13 protein-coding genes are annotated in these 19,026 nt (G+C 68.3%); 7 read left to right on the plus strand and 6 right to left on the minus strand.

All coding sequences use genetic code 11. The annotated features are described in order from the left end of the window. Positions 1–232: 232 nt before the first annotated feature. The 4 genes from UU7_RS12060 to def all read right to left on the minus strand — a co-directional run bounded on the left by UU7_RS12060 (position 233) and on the right by def (position 4,795). Positions 233–1,954 carry an ArnT family glycosyltransferase gene (locus UU7_RS12060; protein WP_007808654.1) on the minus strand — a complete coding sequence of 574 codons (1,722 nt, stop codon included), beginning with the start codon at positions 1,952–1,954 and terminating at the stop codon, positions 233–235. Between the two features lie 80 nt (positions 1,955–2,034). Next, positions 2,035–3,336, minus strand: coding sequence for a 16S rRNA (cytosine(967)-C(5))-methyltransferase RsmB (gene rsmB, locus UU7_RS12065; RefSeq protein ID WP_007808655.1), 1,302 nt, complete (start codon positions 3,334–3,336; stop codon positions 2,035–2,037). Beyond that, positions 3,333–4,259, minus strand: a complete 927-nt coding sequence (gene fmt, locus UU7_RS12070; RefSeq protein WP_157582224.1) for a methionyl-tRNA formyltransferase — start codon at positions 4,257–4,259, stop codon at positions 3,333–3,335. The genes rsmB and fmt overlap by 4 nt, the downstream gene beginning before the upstream one ends. A gap of 26 nt (positions 4,260–4,285) precedes the next feature. Further along, a complete protein-coding gene (gene def, locus UU7_RS12075) occupies positions 4,286–4,795 on the minus strand; it encodes a peptide deformylase (protein ID WP_007808657.1) in 510 nt (169 codons plus the stop codon). Positions 4,796–4,984: 189 nt separating this feature from the next. On the opposite strand from def, the gene UU7_RS12080 reads away from it, so the two are divergent. The 7 genes from UU7_RS12080 to UU7_RS12110 all read left to right on the plus strand — a co-directional run bounded on the left by UU7_RS12080 (position 4,985) and on the right by UU7_RS12110 (position 14,475). Continuing rightward, positions 4,985–6,106, plus strand: a complete 1,122-nt coding sequence (locus UU7_RS12080) for a LysM peptidoglycan-binding domain-containing protein (RefSeq protein WP_007808658.1) — start codon at positions 4,985–4,987, stop codon at positions 6,104–6,106. Positions 6,107–6,186: 80 nt separating this feature from the next. Then, positions 6,187–7,353: a DNA-processing protein DprA gene (gene dprA, locus UU7_RS12085; RefSeq protein WP_007808659.1), complete on the plus strand. Its 1,167-nt coding sequence runs from the start codon at positions 6,187–6,189 to the stop codon at positions 7,351–7,353. Positions 7,354–7,474: 121 nt separating this feature from the next. Beyond that, on the plus strand, positions 7,475–9,988 hold the full coding sequence (locus UU7_RS12090) for a DNA topoisomerase I (protein WP_007808660.1): 2,514 nt from the start codon (positions 7,475–7,477) through the stop codon (positions 9,986–9,988). Further along, entirely contained in the window at positions 9,989–10,561 is a 573-nt protein-coding gene (tsaC, locus tag UU7_RS12095) for an L-threonylcarbamoyladenylate synthase type 1 TsaC (protein WP_007808661.1), read from the plus strand. A 133-nt stretch (positions 10,562–10,694) separates the two neighbouring features. Continuing rightward, entirely contained in the window at positions 10,695–12,068 is a 1,374-nt protein-coding gene (locus tag UU7_RS12100; RefSeq protein WP_007808662.1) for an AMP-binding protein, read from the plus strand. Between the two features lie 80 nt (positions 12,069–12,148). Next, a complete protein-coding gene (purD, locus tag UU7_RS12105) occupies positions 12,149–13,432 on the plus strand; it encodes a phosphoribosylamine--glycine ligase (protein ID WP_007808663.1) in 1,284 nt (427 codons plus the stop codon). A 161-nt stretch (positions 13,433–13,593) separates the two neighbouring features. Then, entirely contained in the window at positions 13,594–14,475 is an 882-nt protein-coding gene (locus UU7_RS12110; RefSeq protein ID WP_007808664.1) for a YbaY family lipoprotein, read from the plus strand. Between the two features lie 267 nt (positions 14,476–14,742). Here the strand turns inward: UU7_RS12110 and UU7_RS12115 are convergent, their stop codons facing one another. Beyond that, positions 14,743–16,596, minus strand: coding sequence for an autotransporter outer membrane beta-barrel domain-containing protein (locus UU7_RS12115; protein WP_007808665.1), 1,854 nt, complete (start codon positions 16,594–16,596; stop codon positions 14,743–14,745). Between the two features lie 86 nt (positions 16,597–16,682). Next, complete coding sequence (locus UU7_RS12120) at positions 16,683–19,016, minus strand: Tex family protein (RefSeq protein WP_007808667.1); 2,334 nt, start codon at positions 19,014–19,016, stop codon at positions 16,683–16,685. Between the last annotated feature and the right edge of the window lie 10 nt (positions 19,017–19,026).

Below are 19,026 nucleotides of genomic sequence, written 5' to 3' on the forward strand. Positions count from 1 at the left end.
GGATACTGCAAAACACAGTGGCAAGACTGCGAGCAGCACCGACGCCGTCCGGATCTTCCATGAAACTTGTTCTTCGTGCACGGGCCAACCTTTTTTGCACCTGAAACTCCCCCCGCGCGCCCATGCTAACCGTGGCCCGCCGCTATGCGCGTGTCGGCCGGCCACGGTGTAACGCTCGGGTTCATCTGCGATGTGCGGGGGTGGGTGCTGCCCGGATGGGACCCTGCGCCCCTCAAGGCGGCTCGTCGCCACCCTGATCGCCCTTGTCCGTCGGCGCGCAGCCAGGTTTCACCGCGTCAGCCCGGAACATCCACCATTCACGGCGGTTGGCGTGGCCGACATGGATCGCGTGCTGGCGATCCACGCAGTCGCCCATTGCCTGGTCGAGGCTGAAGATCCAGCGCCTCGACGCATCCTGCCGCAGCCAGGCCACGGCATCGACGTATTGCTGCGGCCAGGGCTTCAAAAAGCCGAACTCGGCCACCGGCCCCTCGGCCATCAGCAGGTTCTGCTCCTTCCAGGCGAGCAGGCCGATCTCGGCCTGCGGTCCGGCGATGGAACGTGCCTGCAGCATCACGTCGCGGGCGGAGCGGTCGCCGTTGAGCATCGGATATCCCCACAGGCCGTAGATCCCCCACAGGACGCCGGCGAACAGCAGCCAGCCCAGCGGCGCGTGGCGTACGCGGGTGAGCGCCACGATGACCAGGCCGGCCACGCCGATCGCCAGCAGCAGCCACCAGATCCGCGCGTCCAGGCTTTGCTCGATCTTCACCGCCCAGGCCGGGTGGTGATGGATCGCCAGCGCGGCCGCCGCCGCGAGCGTCGCGGACAACAGCAGGGTCAGTGCGAACACGGCGAGCCGCACGCCGCGTCGCCGCAGCACGCCGGGCAGCAGCGGCGCCAGTGCCAGCGCCATCATCGGCAGGGCCGGCAGGATGTAGACGTCTCGCTTGCCCGGGCTGAACGAGAAGAACAGCACGATCAGCACGATCCACCCCAGCGGCAACAGCAAGCGCGCATCGCGCCGCTTCAGTCGCCGCCACCAGGCCGGCAGCGCCCATGGCAACAGCAGCGACAGGGGCAACCAGTCGAACGCGATGATGCCGAGGAAATAGAACGGCGAATGGATGTGTCCGGTGGGCGTGGCATAGCGATGCACGGTCTGCCCGAACAGGATGTTCTGCACGTACTCGGCGTGCTGCGGATCGCCGTCGGCACGGGCCACCAGCAGCATCGGCAGCAGCCAGCCCAGGATCGGCACCAGGAACAGCGCCAGTCCGCCGGCCCAGCGCCAGCCGCCCGCGGGCAGGGCCAGTGCGCGCCAATGGCCGCGCCGGGCGATCAGGTAGGGAACCAGCATCAGCAGGGCCAGCACGCCGACGCCCTTGGTCGCCACGCCCAGGCCGGCAAAGAAGCAGCCGATTGCAAACCAGCGCCACGACGGCCCCAGCAGGAGGTGGCGCAACAGGCCGTAGTTGGCCAGCGTCATCCAGCCCAGCAGCAGCGGGTCGATCTGCGCGTTGCGCATCTGGTAGGTGAAGTGGATCGTGACCAGCAGCGTGGCCGTGGCCAACAGGGCGCTGCGGTGGTTCCACAACCGTCGGGCCAGGTCGTAGACCAGCGCCAGTGCACCCAGCGCCGCCAGCAGGGACGGCAACAGGAAGGCCACGCGCCAGCTGCGGGTAAGGAAGTAGGCGAGCGCCTGCAGCCACATGAACACCGGCGGCTTGTCCGGATAGAGCTCGTGACCGCGGTGCGGGAACAGCCACTGGCCGTGCTCGACCATCCAGCGGGCGACCAGGGCGAAACGCGGCTCGTCCGACGGCCACGGATCGCGCAGGCCCAGCCCCAGGCCGAGCAACAGCAGGGCGAATACGCCGAACAGCAGCATTTCGATGCGCGCATCGCGCAGCCACAGCGGGCGCGCGCGCGACAGGGGCACGGGGGGCTTCATGACGTCGGGGTATCCGTCAGCAGTGCGAGGGGCGCGGCAAGCATAACGCGCCGATGTCGGCGGCGGCGTGAGTCACGATCTCAGTGCCGTTTCTGCAGCACGGCGTAATACATGCCATCGAGGTCGCCGTCACCGGGCAGGATCTGCCAGCCGGTCGCGGCCGGCTGGCCGGCGGGCAGGCTGAAGGGCACGACCTCGGCGTCAGCCCGGGTCGCCAGCAGCTCGCCCACGATCGCCTCGTTCTCGGCACGCAACACCGAGCAGGTGATGTAGACCAGCCGCCCGCCCGGCGCCAGCAACGGCCACAGCGCGGACAGGATGCGGCGTTGCTGCGCGTGCATCGCGGCGATGTCGCTTTCGCGCCGGTGCAGGCGCACGTCGGGGCGACGGCGCAGCACGCCGGTGGCCGAGCAGGGCGCGTCGATCAGGATGCGGTCGAACGGCTGGCCTTTCCACCATGCTTTGGGTGCGCCCGCGTCGCCGATCACCAGCTTCGCATCGAGGCGCAGCCGCATCAGGTTCTGGCGGATGCGCTCGGCCCGCGGGGCGTCGAATTCCAGCGCGGTGAGGTCGATGTCGGCGCGTTCGAGCAGATGGCAGGCCTTGCCGCCGGGCGCGGCGCAGGCATCGAGCACGCGCAGGCCGTCGCGCAGGTCGGCGAGGTCGGCGGCCACCTGGGCGGCGCCGTCCTGCACGGCGAAATGGCCGTCCTCGAAGCCGGGCATGCGGGTGACGTCGCCGCTGTGCGGCAGCACCAGTGCGTCGGTGAGCCAGGGATGCGCTGCCGCTTCGTAGCCGGCCGCGCGCAACTGGCCGATCAGCGCGTCGCGTTCGCTGCGCTGGCGGTTGACCCGCAGCATCAACGGCGGTTCGCCGTTGTCCGCGGCCATCACGGCTTCGGCCTGTGCGGGCCAGTCACGCTGCAATGCGTCGGCCAGCCACTGCGGATGGGCGTGGCGGGTCTGCGCCTTCGCGTCGAGCCTGGCCAGCAGGCTGCTGCGTTCGCGCTGCCAGCGGCGCAGCACGGCGTTGACCAGGCCGGCCAGTTGCGGCCGCTTCAGCGCCCGCACGGCTTCGACCGTGGCGGCCACCGCGGCGTAGTCCTGCAGTTCCAGGATTTCCAGCTGGACCAGGCCGAGCACCAGCAGCGCATGCACGGCCGGATCCTTGTGCCGCAGCGATTTTTCCAGCAGGCCGTCGACGGCAGCGTCGAAACGCAGCCACCAGCGCGCGCCCTCGCTGAGCAGCGCCATCAGCAGGGCGCGATCGCGTGGATCGGCCAGCTTCGGCGCGTCGCGTTGCATGACCTCGCGCAGCGAGGCGCCACGCAGGGCGATTTCAGCCAGTCCCCTGGCGGCCAGTGCGCGGGTGTCGACCTTCATGGCAGGCGCCGCAGTTCGGGCCGGGCATTCAGATAATCGACCGCCCCGATGCGCTTGCCGCCGGCGCGTTGCACGGCGGTGATGCGCAGCGCGCCGGTGCCGCAGGCCAGGTCGATGCCCAGCCGCCCCGCGCCAAGCACCTCGCCGGGTGGCGCCTGATGATCCTGGGCGATCGCCTGCGCGGCCCATACCCGCAGCGTCTCGCCGGCGATCTCGCCTTCCGCCACCGGCCACGGGTCGAACGCCCGCACCTGTTGTTCCAGGGCGATCGCGGGCCGGCTGAAGTCGAGCTTCGCCTCGGCCTTGTCCAGCTTGTGCGCGTAGGTCACGCCCGCTTCGGGCTGCGGCGTGGCCGGCAGGATCTCGCCGGCCAGGGTGCGGCGCAGGCCTTCGGCCAGCGCGTCGGCACCGAGCTGCGACAGCCGGTCATGCAGCGAGCCGCCGGTGTCGTCGCGACTGATCGGCGTGCGCCGTTGCAACATCACCGGGCCGGTATCCAGGCCCGCTTCCATCCGCATCAGGTCGACGCCGCTCTCGGCGTCGCCGGCCAGGATCGCGCGCTGGATCGGCGCCGCGCCACGCCAGCGCGGCAGCAGGCTGGCGTGCACGTTCCAGCAACCGAGCCGCGGGATCGCCAGCACCTTGCGCGGCAGGATCAGGCCGTAGGCGACCACCACCAGCAGGTCCGGCCGCCAGGCCGCCAGCGCCTGCTGCACCTCGGCGGACTTCAGCGACTCGGGCTGTTCGACCGGGATGCCGGCGGCCAGCGCGGCCTGCTTGACCGGACTGGGGGTCAGCTTGCGGCCCCGTCCCGCGGGGCGGTCGGGTTGCGTATAGACGGCCACCACCTCGGCGCCGCTGTCGCGGCAGGCTTCAAGGCAGGGCACGGAAAAGTCGGGTGTTCCGGCGAAGACGATGCGCAGACCCCGACGATCAGGCTCGGCGCCGCTCAAGCACCGACCGCCTGCTTGCGGTGCTTCTCCAGCCGCTTCAGCAGCAGGCTGCGTTTCAGCGGTGACAGGTAGTCGACGAACACCTTGCCTTCCAGGTGATCCAGCTCGTGCTGGATGCACACGGCCAGCGGGCCTTCGGCCTCGATGACGATGTCCTTGCCGTCGGCGTCCTGCGCCTGCACCCTGACCGCCAGCGCGCGGGTCACGTCGGCGTACAGGCCGGGGAAGGACAGGCAGCCTTCCTGATAGACCTGCGAGCCGTCCTTCTCGACGATGCGGGCGTTGATCAGCACCAGCGGCTGGTTGCGTTCGTCGCTCATGTCGGCCACCAGCACGCGCTGATGCACGTTGACCTGGGTGGCGGCAAGACCGACGCCGTTGGCTGCGTACATGGTTTCGAGCATGTCGGCGACGAACTGCTTCAGTTTCGCGTCGAACACGGTCACCGGTTCGGCGCGGGTGCGCAGGCGCGGGTCGGGGAATTCAAGAATGGACAAGACGGACATGATTTTTACCTCGGCGCCGAAAATGCGGGCGATTTGGTAAAAAGCCACCCTCGGAGCCATCTAGAATGTGTCTCATTGTACGTCGGCAAGCATCCGAGTGCAGACGATTTTTGCCAACTCGCACCTGTTGCGCGGGTTAACCATTCGGTTACACTCGACCGAGCATCTGGGGAAGGGGGATTCCCACCAATGATCAAGAAAATTATCGTGTTGCTGACGGGCATGCTGGTCACCGTGGCGGTCTATGCCGCGGGAGCGCAACTTCGCGCCGACCACCCCGACAGCTACACCGTTCGCCGCGGCGACACCTTGTGGGCAATCTCCGCCAAATTCCTCGCCAAGCCGTGGCTGTGGCCGGAGATCTGGCAGGCCAACCCCCAGGTGCGCAACCCGCATCTGATCTATCCCGGCGACGTGCTGAACCTGTCCTTCATCAATGGACCCCGCGTGGGCCTGCAGCCCAGCGTCCATCGCGAAGGCGACGCAATTCCCGCCATTCCCCTGTCCGAACTGAAAATGTTCCTCAAGGAAATGCGCGTGATGGATTCGAATGCGGTCAGTTCCGCGCCTTACGTGGTGGGCCTCGAAGAGTCCCGTTTGCGTGGTGCCGTCGGCCAGAACCTGTACGTGCGCGGCCTGCAGGGCGAGCCCGGCCAGCGCTGGGCCATCGTGCGGCCGAGCCACGTGTTCCGCGGCTTCAACCAGGATGACGCCTCCAGCGCCGACCTGGTCGCCCACGACATGGACAGCAACGCGGCGATGGTCAAGGCGCCGTGGAGCGAGGATTCGCGCAACGACGGCCATTACGGCAAGGGTGACGACCTCGGTGTCGAAGTCAGCGTGATCGGCACCGCCGAGACGCTGCGCACCGGCGATCCGGCCACCCTGCTACTGCTCAACGCGACCCAGGAAGTGCGCAGCGGCGATCGCATCATGCCGATCGACGACAAGCCGTACGACGCCTACTACTACCCGCATGCGCCCAAGTCGGTGCCCGCCGATGCCAAGGTGATCGGCTTTGCCGATGCGATGGCCGCCGCCGGCCCCCGCCAGGTCATCATGCTGTCGGTGGGTGCCCGCGACGGAATCGACAACGGCAGCACGTTCACGATCTTCCAGCCGGGCGAGACGATCCACGACGACGTGGCCAGCAACAGCATGAACCGCGGTTTCGGCGAGACCGTCAAGCTGCCCGACGAGTACGTCGGCCACGTGATGGTGTTCCGCACCTTCGACCGGGTCAGCTACGGTCTGGTGATGGATGGCCTGCGTCCGGTGAGCATCGGCAGCCGGTTGACCGCGCCGCAATAAGCCGCAGCGGCATCTTCCTACACGACGGCGCGGTTACCACCGCGCCGTTTTCTTTGCCGGGTGCTCCGTAAACTCGACGCATGACCAGGGACGATCTGCAGGAACAACGCGCGTGGCTGATCGCCCTGCGCACGCCGGGGCTTGGGCCGGGCGGGCTGCGGGCCCGGCTGGATGCGGCCGGCGGAGACATGCATGCCGCGCTGGCGCAGTTGCAACGCCAGGCCACCTCACTGGGTGAGCCTGCGCAAGCCTGGCTGGCCCGGCCCGATGCCGCGCTGCTGGATGCGGACATGGCCTGGCTGGCCGAGCCGGCCCATCGCCTGTTGCGCTGCACGGACGCAGACTTTCCGCCCCTGCTGGACGACATCCCGCAGCCGCCGGCCGCGCTTTTTGTGGTGGGCGACAGCGACCTGTTGCTGTATCCGCAGGTGGCGATCGTGGGAGCCCGCAGCGCCAGCGCCAAGGGGCTGGCTCATGCCCGGGCGTTTGCCACGGCGCTGGCCGACGCCGGCTTCGCGATCACCAGCGGCATGGCCGACGGTGTCGACGGCGCCGCCCATGCTGCGGCCCTCGATGCCGGCGCCAGGACGGTGGCGGTGATCGGCACCGGGCCTGATCGCGTCTATCCCCGCAAGCACCATGCGCTGGCCCGGCGGATCGCGGCCCAGGGCGCGATCGTCAGCGAGTTTCCGCCCGGCACGGCGGCGCGCCCCGATCACTTCCCCCGCCGCAACCGGATCATTTCCGCGCTGGCGCTGGGTACCCTGGTGATCGAGGCGGGGTTGAAGTCCGGTTCGCTGATCACCGCCCGCCTGGCGGCCGAGCAGGGTCGCGAGGTGTTCGCGCTGCCCGGTTCCATCCATGATCCGCTGGCCCGCGGATGCCACCAGTTGATCCGCGACGGCGCCCGGCTGGTCGAGACGGCGACGGAAATTGTCGAGACATTGGCGCCTGCAGCGCGCATGCTTGGCGGCCAGCTGGCTGCCCGGCTGGACTCGGCGGGATCGGATGATGCTGATCCGCGAGCCGTCGGAACCTCGGGAATCGATCGTTCCGGCACTTGTGGCGATCCGGATTATCGGCGGCTTTTGACGGAACTTGGTCATGCACCGGCGACGTTGGACGAACTTGTGCAGCGTACCGGGCAGTCTGCCGGCGCGCTTTCGTCGATGCTGCTGATGCTGGAACTGGAGCGACGCGTCGAGAGCCTGGCCGGCAACCGCTACCAGCGCCTGCCCGACGGCTGAGCCTCGCCGGCGTGGCTGCGCGCCGCGCGGCGGGCTTGACAGCCGCCAGCGGCGCGTGGTTTCAACTATATATATGTCCGGCACGGAAGCGCCGGTGGTTCACTTTCGGATATCCCGCTTCATGGCAAAAAACCTGCTCATCGTCGAATCACCGGCCAAGGCCAAGACGATCAACAAATACCTCGGCAAGGATTTCCAGGTCCTCGCCTCCTACGGTCATGTGCGCGACCTCAAGCCGAAGGAAGGCGCGGTCGACACCGAGCACGGCTTCGCGATGACGTACGAGGTGATCGAGCGCAACCAGAAGCACGTCGACGCGATCGCCAAGGCCGCCAAGCTGGCCGACGACATCTACCTCGCGACCGACTTGGATCGCGAAGGCGAGGCGATCAGCTGGCACATCAGCGAGATTCTCGGCGAGCGCGGCCTGACCAAGGGCAAGCAGTTGCACCGGGTGGTGTTCTCCGAGATCACGCCGAAGGCGATCAAGGCGGCGGTGGCCGCGCCGCGCCAGCTGTCGCACGACCTGGTCGACGCCCAGCAGGCGCGTCGCGCGCTGGACTACCTGGTCGGTTTCAACCTGTCACCGGTGCTGTGGCGCAAGGTGCAGCGCGGGCTGTCCGCCGGCCGCGTGCAGTCGCCGGCGCTGCGCATGATCGTCGAGCGCGAGGAGGAGATCGAGGCGTTCAAGGCGCGCGAATACTGGACCGTCGAGGCCCAGCTGAAGCATGTCGACGGCGACTTCAGCGCGCGGCTGTCGCGCCTCAACGGCAAGAAGTTCGAGCAGTTCGACCTGACCAGCGAAACCGCTGCGCATGCGGCCCGCGAGGCGCTGAAGGCGGCCGCCCGTGGTCGCCTCGTCGTCAGCGAGGTCAGCTCGAAGGAGCGCAAGCGTCGCCCGGCGGCTCCGTTCACCACGTCCACCCTGCAGCAGGAAGCCGCGCGCAAGCTCGGCTTCACCACCAGCCGCACGATGAAGGTGGCGCAGGGCCTGTACGAGGGCGTGGCGCTGGGCAGCGAGGGCAACGTCGGCCTGATCACCTACATGCGTACCGACTCGACCATGCTCGGTGACGACGCGATGGCCGAACTGCGCCAGCTGATCGCCCGCGACTTCGGCGGCCACGCATTGCCGGATGCGCCGCAGGTCTACAAGACCAAGTCGAAGAACGCGCAGGAAGCCCATGAGGCGATCCGCCCGACCTCGGCGATGCACACGCCGAAGTCGGTGGCTGCGTTCCTCAACGACGACCAGCGCAAGCTGTACGAGCTGATCTGGAAGCGCACCGTCGCCTGCCAGATGATCCACGCCACCCTGAACACCGTGTCGGTGGAGTTCGCCCTGCCGGACGTCGCCGGCGGCGATGCCTCGTTCCGTTCGACCGGCACCACGGTGGTCGATCCCGGCTTCCTCGCGGTCTACGAGGAAGGCAGCGACCAGAAGAACGCCGATGACGACGACGAAGGCCGTCGCCTGCCCCGGCTGGAGAAAGGCGAGGCCGTGCCGTTGCACGAGATCGTCGCCGACCAGCACTTCACCGAGCCGCCGCCGCGCTACTCCGAGGCGAGCCTGGTCAAGGCCCTGGAAGAACACGGCATCGGCCGTCCGTCGACCTACGCCAGCATCATCCAGGTGTTGCAGAACCGCGAGTACGTGTACCTGGACAGCCGCCGCTTCAAGCCCAGCGACGTGGGTCGCGCGGTCAGCAAGTTCCTCACCCAGCATTTCACCCAGTACGTCGACTACGACTTCACCGCCAAGCTCGAGGACGAGCTCGATGCGGTCAGTCGTGGCGAGGAAGCCTGGGTGCCGCTGATGGAGCGCTTCTGGAAGCCGTTCAAGCAGCAGGTCGACGAGAAGGCCGAGTCGGTCGACCGCAGCGAGGCCACCGGCGCGCGCGAACTGGGCACCGATCCGAAGACCGGCAAGCCGGTGTTCGTGCGACTGGGCCGGTTCGGGCCGTATGCCGCCATTGGCGACAAGGACAGCGAGGAGAAATTGCAGTTCGCCTCGCTGCGTCCCGGCCAGAGCATGCACACCATCGAGCTGGCCGAGGCGCTGGAGCTGTTCAAGTTGCCGCGCAAGCTGGGCCAGGCGGAAAACGGCGACGAGGTCAGCGTGGCGATCGGCCGCTTCGGGCCGTTCGTGAAGCAGGGCAGCACCTATGCCTCGCTGAAGCCCGAGGACGACCCGTACACCATCGAGCTGCCCCGCGCGCTGCAGATCGTCCAAGAAAAGCTGGAAATGCTGGCGAACCGGCTGATCCTCGATTTCGGCAACGGCGTGCAGGTGCTGAACGGCCGCTACGGCGCCTACATCACCGACGGCGAGAAGAACGCGCGCATTCCCAAGGAGCAGGAGCCGAAGGAACTGACCGAAGCCCAGTGCCTTGAGCTGCTGGCCGCGGCGCCGGTGCGCAAGGGCCGCTTCGGCAAGAAGACCGCGAGCAAGAAGGCGGCCGCGAAAAAGGCGGCTCCGGCCAAGAAAACGGCGGTGAAGAAAACGGCGGCGAAGAAGGCGGCGGTGAAGAAGACTGCGAGCAGGAAAGCCGCGACCACGAAGACCGCGACGAAGAAAACCGCCACGAAAAAGACGGTCGCGAAGAAGACCGCCGGCGATGGCGCCGAGGCCTGAGTGCTGCAGCGTTTCACGCTCGCCGACCTGGATGCCGCCGCCGCGCTGCTGCACGGCGGCGGCGTGCTGGCATATCCGACCGAGGCGGTCTTCGGCCTCGGCTGCGATCCGCATGACCGGGTCGCGTTCGAGCGATTGTTTGCGCTGAAGCAGCGCCCGCCGACCCAGGGAGTGCTGCTGATTGCGGCGGACTTCGGCCAGGTGGAGCGCTACATCGACCGGGCCTCCGTGCCGCAGGCGATGTTGCAGCAAGTGCTGGCCAGCTGGCCGGGGCCGTACACCTGGATCTTCCCGCGTTCGGCCGAAGTCCCCGACTGGGTGGCTGGCAACCATGCCGGCATCGCGCTGCGGGTGACCGCGCACGAACCGGCAGCGGCGCTGTGCCGCGCCTACGGCGGTGCGCTGGTGTCGACCAGCGCCAATCCCCACGGCCAGCCGCCGGCGCGGGGGGCCGCGCAGGTGGCGGGCTATTTTGGCGACGCGCTGGACGGCGTGCTGGAAGCCCCGCTGGGCGGCCAGCTCAGCCCCACGGTGATTCGCGACGTGCTGTCGGGCGCTATCATCCGCGGCTGAGCGTGCGGGGGAGCGCATGCCAGGCAGGTCGGGTCGAACCGTCGCGGATCTGCGCGACCGCGTTCACGTCGCTGTTCACATGGCCGCGCGATGCTCGCGGGCGCAACGTATCGAAGATCAGGGAGACAGCAGTTTGGTTATCGTCCACGACCCGCGCCAGCGCGAGCTTTCGCCGTTGCTTCCCCTGCTGGTGGCCGCCGATCCGGCCCGGGTGGTGGCCTGGCGGCATGGCCAGGCGATCAGCGCGGCGCATTTCCTGGCCGATGTCCGGGCGGTGGCGGCTTTCCTGCCCGACGCGACGGCCGCGGTGAACCTGTGCGAGGACCGTTACGCCTTCCTGGTGGCGTTCTGCGCGGTGGTGTTGCGCGGCCAGACCAACCTGCTGCCTTCCTCGCGTGCGCCGCAGGCGGTGGACGAGGTGATGCGGGCCCATCCGGGATGTCATGCCCTGGGCGAGCAGCGGCTCGATCCGCCGCCGCCGAACTATCGCCAGCTGCCGTCGTTCGACGCGCTGCCGCCTGCCCAGGTCGAGGCCGGCTGGCCCGCGATTCCCGCCGATCAGGTGGTGGCGATCGGCTACACCTCCGGCTCCACCGGCGTGCCCGGGGCGAACCGGAAGACCTGGGGCAGTTTCCACGCCAGCAACGCGGGCAACCTGGCGCGGTTGCATGCCACCGTCGGCGACCGCTTCGAAGTGGTCGCCACGGTGCCGCCACAGCACATGTACGGGATGGAGATGTCGGTGTTGCTGCCCCTGCTGGGCAATGTGGGTGTGCACACCGGCCGTCCGTTCTTTCCCGGCGATGTCGCGGCGGCGCTGGCCACGGTGCCGCAACCGCGGGTGCTGGTGACCACGCCGGTGCACCTGCGTGCGCTGATCGAATCGGGCATCGGCCTGCCGCCGATCGCGGCGATGGTGTCGGCCACCGCGCCCTTGCCGATCGAGTTGGCACGGGCGGCCGAGCAGCGCTTCGACGCGCCGCTGCTGGAGGTGTTCGGCTCCACCGAAACCTGCGTGTTCGCCAGCCGCCGCCCCACCGTGGACGAGGACTGGTCGCTGTATGACGACGTGATCCTGCACCCGCAGCCCGATGGCACCGCGATCGAGGCGCCCCAGCTCGGCGCGCCGGTCACCCTGGCCGACATCGTCAGCCTGTCCGGCGGCGGTCGTCGCTTCCGCCTGTGCGGTCGGCATGCGGACATGCTGGAAATCGCCGGCAAGCGTGCCTCGCTGGCCGACCTCACCCGTCGCCTGCTGGCGATCCCCGGCGTGCGCGACGGCGTGGTGTTCCAGCATGGCGACGGCGATGCGCTCGGCGTGCACCGGATCGCCGCCCTGGTGGTCGCGCCCGGACTGGACGAACAGGTCATCCTCGATGCCCTGCGCAGGGCCATCGACCCGCTGTTCCTGCCGCGCCCACTGAAGCGGGTCGACGCGCTGCCGCGCAACGAGACCGGCAAGTTGCCGCGAGCCGCCCTGCTGGATCTCCTGCAAGCCCGCGACTGAACGCCATCCATGCCTCACGGCGATCCCGCCGCAGCCGTTACAATGCGCCGCTGCGTCGTGTGGCGTGCGGGAGTGCAGGCATGAAGGTTCTGGTGATCGGCAGTGGCGGGCGCGAACACGCGCTGGCGTGGAAGCTGCGGCAGTCGGCGCAGGTCGACGAGGTGATCGTGGCCCCCGGCAATGCCGGCACGGCGCGCGAGCCGGGCGTGCGCAACGCCGATGTGGCGATGAACGACATCGACGGACTGCTGCAGCTGGCTAGGCGCGAGAAGATCGGCCTGACCGTGGTCGGCCCCGAGGTGCCGCTGGTCGCCGGTGTGGTCGACAAGTTTCGCGCCGCCGGCCTGCGCATCTTCGGCCCGCGCGCGATCGCCGCGCAGCTGGAAGGCTCCAAGGCGTTCGCCAAGGATTTCCTGCAGCGGCACAACATTCCCACCGCGCACTACGCGGTGTTCACCGAACTGGCTCCCGCGCTTGCCTACGTGCGCAAGCAGGGCGCGCCGATCGTGATCAAGGCCGACGGTCTGGCCGCAGGCAAGGGCGTGGTGGTGGCGCTGACCCTGGCCGATGCCGAACTGGCGCTGCACGACATGCTCGGCGCGCACAGCTTCGGCGACGCCTCGGCGCGGGTGGTGATCGAGGAGTTCCTGGACGGCGAGGAAGCCAGCTACATCGTGATGAGCGACGGCAGTCATGCCTTGCCGATGGCCTCCAGCCAGGACCACAAGCGCCGCGACGAAGGTGACCTCGGGCCCAACACTGGCGGCATGGGCGCGTACTCGCCCGCGCCGGTGGTCACGCCGGAAGTCGAGCAGCGCATCCTGAAGGAAGTGATCGAGCCGACCCTGCGCGGCATGGCGATCGAGGGCGCACCGTTCATCGGCTTCCTCTACGCCGGCCTGATGATCGACAAGTCCGGCGCGCCGAAGGTGATCGAGTTCAACGTGCGCTTCGGCGATCCGGAAACCCAGCCGATCATGCTGCGGCTGAAGTCCGACCTGGTCGACCTGATCGACGCGGCGCTGGATGGCCGCCTGTCCACCACCACGGCGCGCTGGGATGCACGCCCCGCGATCGGCGTGGTGATGGCCGCCGGTGGCTATCCGGGTAGGGTGCGCCTGGGTGACGCGATCAGCGGACTGGACGCGCCCGAAGGCGGCGACGTGAAAGTGTTCCATGCCGGCACGCGGCTCGATGATGCCGGGCGCGTGGTCAGCGCCGGCGGCCGCGTGCTGACCGTGTGCGCGCTGGGCAAGGACATCGGCGCGGCTCGCGAAAGCGCCTATGCCGCGGTCAGCCGGATCCGCTATGACGGCGCGTTCTGCCGCCGTGACATTGCCCATCGGGCGCTGCACCGCGAGTGATCCTGCAGCCAGTACGCCGGCGCATGGTAGGCCATTGGATGGCTTGACTTTTCCGGGTCGCGTTTTTTGGGCTATGCTTGGAACTTCCCCCGCGTAAAAGTCGTGGCGCCGAGCGCCTGAACGGACACGTGCCTGATTTCACGCTTGAAGAGGTTTCCCCGATGCGCAAGACGGTTTTGTCGCTGATGTCGGTTGCTGCACTGGCCCTGGCCGGTTGCAACAACGCTTCCAATTCGTCCACGCAGGCGGACTCCGCCGGTCCCGCTTCGGCGAACACCGCGGGCGCCGTGGCGAAGACGCCCAGCCAGGTGAGCGGAACGATTTCGCTGCGTGCCGGCTCGCCGACGCCGTCGGACAAGGCCAGCCTGGTGCTGAACCTGGTCGACGTGTCCTCCAACGCGGTGGGTTCGGCGCCGCTGGCGAGCAAGACCTCGCCGGCCGGCACGTTCCCGCAGTCGTTCACGCTCAGCTTCAACCCGGCTGACGTGAAGCCGAACGACCTGTACGTGATCCAGGCCACCATCACCGACGGTGATCGCCAGTACACCATGCCGATCCAGGCGCCGGTGCTGGCCAAGGGCAGCAACAACGACGCGGTGGCGATCCAGTTGCAGTCGGAGCAGACCCCGTCGGAGAAGCTGCTGGCCGAATTCGGCGAGGTCAAGGCGCAGATCGGCGGCATGAAGATCAGCCATGGCACCAAGCTCGAGGCCAATGACTCGCGCGGCTGGCAGCTGTTCCGCCAGGCCGGCGAAGTGAAGTACATCCGCGAGGAAGTCGACTACGGCGACAAGGGCTACACCAGCACCGACTATGCCTACAAGAACGGCAAGCCGTGGGTGATCGTGCAGGAAACCAAGGCGAACCGCGACGGCAAGCCCAGCGCAACCGACCGGGCCGGCTGGAGCGAGGACGGCACCTTGGTGCTCAAGCAGCACCAGGTCGGCGCCGACGTGCAGCCGCTCGACGACGCCGCTGCCGCCACCATGAAGAAGGACGCGCTGTCGATTCTCAGCCTCGCCACCGGCGGCAAGAACAAGTAAGCCGTCCGGACGTCCAAAAGAAAAGCCGCCGGGAGACCGGCGGCTTTTTTGTGCCTTGCGAAAACTCGGAGCCTGTGAAGAAACCCACTTCCTGTGGTTTTCTTCCATCGCAAGTCCGGTACATGCCGGGACGTGCTCACGTGAATCCGTCATTCGCGTGACCGATCCACGTCCGGCCATCGGGCAACTGCTCCTGCGTTGCCTCAACTCGGGCATCCATGCCCTCGCCATGGCCGGGCTCCGGGGTTGAAAAAAAAACACAACCTCTCAGAACTTGATCCGGAAGCCCATGTTGAAGGCGTTGTAGCGCTGGCTGGTATCGCTGAAGCGGGCGTTGTAGCCGATCCAGCTGGTGACCTTCGGGGTGAGCTGGGCGGACAGGCCCAGGTCGGCCGTGCCCCAGGCCTTGTCCGGAATGAAGCCGACCATCGAGAACGAGCCGTTCATGCTGTTCAGGCCGGTGGTGACCGCGCGCACGGAGTCAGCCTTGCTGTCGCGCGTCCAGGCCAGTTCGGCATAGGGCGACATGACCAGGTTGGCCACCTGCCACTGACCCTGCAGTCGCCAGCCGATGCTGCCCAGCAAGGCGCGGCGGCGCTGCTTGCCGAACCACATGGCAGTGGCGTCGCTGCCGATCTCGGCGTAGCCGTCGACCTTCGCGTCCTGCCATTCGAGGCTGGCAAACGGGCCGGTGCGGATGTCGTCGAAACTGAACCACCAGCCGCCGTTGATGTTCGCGCCCAGGTGCGAACCGTCGGTGTTGCCGACTTCGCTGATGCGCGCCGCGCCGACCTGGAAATTGCGTTCGATGTGCTTGAAGTTGGACTGGCCGTAATGGACGATGCCGCCCACGTAGCCGCCGCCGGCCTGCCACGTCACGTAGCCGAGGCCCGAGTAGTCGACCAGGTGGTAGCCACCGCCGCCGTTCATGTGCGCGGTGTCACGGGCGATGCCCAGCGCCACGCCGGCGGACAGGTTCTCGTTGACCCGCACGTCGTAGCCCAGCGTGAAGTGCGCGTTGTCGCTGTTCACCGACGGCGAGCTGGGGCTGGCATCGAAACGCTGCTGGGCGTAGTCGATGTTGACGAAGGCGCGGGTGCCTTCGCCCAGGCTGTCCTGCAGGATCTGGTTGTGCAGGGCACGGCCGTAGGCGCTGATCGCGGACAACGGCGCTTCGCCGAGCAGGGAGATCTGTTGCGGCGCGGCCAGTTCGGACGACACGACCTGGCCGAGCATCCGGTGCGCGGCGGTCGTGGGGTGGACGCCGTCGGCGAACAGGTAGTTCTGGTCCGCGCCGGCGGCGACCAGAGTCGTGCCGTCGCAGTCGTGGGAGCTGGACGTGGTGCAGGCAGGCGTGGTGACGTTCACGAAACCGTACTTGCCCGGATCGGCCAGCACCTGGTCGAACAGCGCGTAGGCATTCACCGCCAGCGTGTGGTCGCCCAGGCCGGCATTGAGGATCTGGTTGTAGGACTGCGACACGTCGGTGAGCACGCCGCTGATGCCGGGCACCAGCGCCTCGTTCGCCCGGGCCGACGGGGTGGCGCCGATGTTGGGCAGGTTGAACACCACCAGGTGTTGCGCGCCAGCCTGCTTGAGCTGGTTGATCAGCGCCACTTCCTGGGTGGCTGCGGCGTTGATGTTCGTCGTCGCCTGCTGCAGGGTTTCGCCGTAACCGGGGATGACCACGCCCACACCGTACTGGGTGGAGTGATAGAAGATGTCGTTCGCGCCGCCCCAGATCATGTACAGGCTGTGCGGATCGGCCCTGGCGCCGTTGGCCAGATAGCCGTTGACCTGCTGGGTGATCGTCTGGATCTGCGGTGCGGGATCGCTGTTGGTGGTGACGCCGGCGCCGCCGTAGGCGTAGTCGCTGCCGCCCAGTCGGGACGGCTGCAGGTCGAGGCCCAGCTGGTCGGCCACGTTCTGCACGGCAACCTGGCCGGGATTGGTGGTGAACTTGTCGTAGGCGCCGGCGGTGTTGGGCAGGTTGCCCGCATCACTGAGGCTGTCGCCGAACACCACGACATGGTTGAAGGTGGAGCGATCGGTGGCCTGCGCGGCGTTGGCCAGCAGCATGGCGGCGGCGATCGCGCCGGCCAGATGACGTGTGCGAAGCATGCATGGACTCCTGGAGTAGCGGCCCCGGCAGGGGCCGCGTAGATATTCACTAAAGTAACGGAAAGCCTGCGGCTGCACCATCGACGTCAGTTCTTGCGGGCTTTCGCGAAAGCGTCCGCGAAGGCGCCGCTGGCGGGAGGCGGCGTGGGCTTGGGCAGTCCTGCGCCACGGCTGGGCGAACGGCCATCGCGTGGTCCGCGGCCGTCCGCTGCGCCGGCGCCGCGTTCGCGCGTCTGTCCGGGCTCGTCGTCCAGCCGCATGCTGAGGCCGATGCGCTGGCGCGGCAGGTCGACCTCCATCACCTTCACCTTGACGATGTCGCCGGCCTTCACCGCGTCGCGCGGGTCCTTGACGAAGGTATGCGACAGTGCCGAGACATGGACCAGGCCATCCTGGTGCACGCCGATGTCGACGAAGGCGCCGAACGCGGCCACGTTGGTGACGCGGCCCTCGAGGATCATGCCCGGCCGGAGGTCCTTCACGTCCTCGACGCCTTCGGCGAAACTCGGCGCCACGAACTCCGGGCGCGGGTCGCGGCCGGGCTTCTCCAGTTCCTTCAGGATGTCGCGCACGGTCGGCACGCCGAACTTCTCGTCGGTGAACTGTTCGACCTTCAGCCCGCGCAGGAAGCCGGTGTCGCCGATGATGTTGCGCACCGCGCGGCCGCACTGGGCGATGATCCGCTCGACCACCGGATAGGCTTCCGGATGCACCGAGCTGGCGTCCAGCGGGTTGTCGCCGTTCGGCACGCGCAGGAAACCCGCGCACTGCTCGAATGCCTTGTCGCCCAGCCGCGGCACTTTCAGCAGCGCCTTGCGGTTGGCGAACGGGCCGTTGGCGTCGCGGTGCTTCACCACGTTCTCGGCGACGCTGGCGCTGAGGCCGGCGACGCGGGACAGCAGGGCGGCCGAGGCGGTGTTGACGTCCACGCCGACGGCGTTGACGCAATCCTCGACGCGGGCATCCAGCGTGCGGGCCAGCTTGATCTGGTTCACGTCGTGCTGGTACTGGCCCACGCCGATCGCCTTCGGCTCGATCTTCACCAGTTCGGCCAGCGGGTCCTGCAGGCGGCGGGCGATCGACACCGCGCCGCGCAGGGTGACGTCGAGGTCGGGGAATTCCCTGGCGGCGGTTTCGGACGCCGAATACACCGAGGCACCCGCCTCGCTCACCACGATCTTGGCGATGGTGTGCGAGGCGTCGGCCTTGGCCAGGCCCTTGATCAGTTCGCCTGCCAGCTTGTCGGTCTCGCGCGAGCCGGTGCCGTTGCCGATCGAGATCAGGTCGACGCGATGCTGCTTGCACAGCCGCGCCAGCGAGGCCAGCGATTCGTTCCACTGCCGCTTCGGCTCCAGCGGGTAGATGGTGTCGGTGGCGAGGACCTTGCCGGTGGCGTCGACCACGGCGACCTTGCAGCCGGTGCGGATGCCGGGGTCCAGCCCCATCACCGTCTTCGCGCCCGCCGGGGCGGCCAGCATCAGGTCCTTCAGGTTGTCGCCGAACACGCGGATCGCCTCGTCCTCGGCGGCCTCGCGCACGCGGCCGAACAGGTCGAGGGTGAGGTGCAAGTGCAGCTTCACGCGCCAGGTCAGGCGCACGGTTTCGCGCAGCCAGGCATCGGCGGCGCGGCCGCGGTTGTGGATGTTGGCATGTGCCGCCACGCGGCCCTCGGCTTCGGCGTGGCCCTGCTCGCTGTCGGCGGCAGGTGCCAGTTCGATCTCGATCACGCCTTCGTTGCGGGCGCGCATCAGTGCCAGCAGGCGGTGCGAGGGAATCTTGCCAATCGGCTCGACGTGGTCGAAGTAGTCGCGGAACTTCGCGCCCTCGTTCTGCTTGCCCTCGACCACGGTCGCGCGGATCTGCCCCTGCGTCCACAGCCAGTCGCGCAGCTCGCCGACCAGGTGGGCGTCTTCGGCGATCGATTCCATCAGGATCGCGCGGGCGCCATCCAGCGCCGCGCGCACGTCGGCGACGCCTTTCTCCGCGTCGACAAAGGACTCGGCGAACGCTTCCGGGGTCAGCGTGGGATCGTCGCGCAGGCCCAGCGCCAGCGGCTCCAGCCCCGCCTCGCGGGCGATCTGCGCCTTGGTGCGGCGCTTGGGCTTGAACGGCAGGTACAGGTCTTCCAGCCGCGCCTTGGTGTCGGCGGCGAGCAGGTCGGCCTTCAACGTGTCATCGAGCTTGCCCTGTTCCTCGACGCTGGCGAGGATCGCCGCGCGGCGTTCTTCCAGCTCGCGCAGGTAGCGCAGGCGTTCCTCCAGCAGGCGCAGCTGGGTGTCGTCAAGGCCGCCGGTGACCTCCTTGCGGTAGCGTGCGATGAACGGCACGGTGGCGCCGCCGTCGAGCAGTTCGACCGCGGCGCGGACCTGAGCGGTGCTGGCGGCGATATCGGTGGCGATGCGTTGTTCGATGCTTTGCATGAGCGACTTT

Source organism: Rhodanobacter spathiphylli B39, from assembly GCF_000264295.1.
Classification (GTDB): Bacteria; Pseudomonadota; Gammaproteobacteria; order Xanthomonadales; family Rhodanobacteraceae; genus Rhodanobacter; species Rhodanobacter spathiphylli.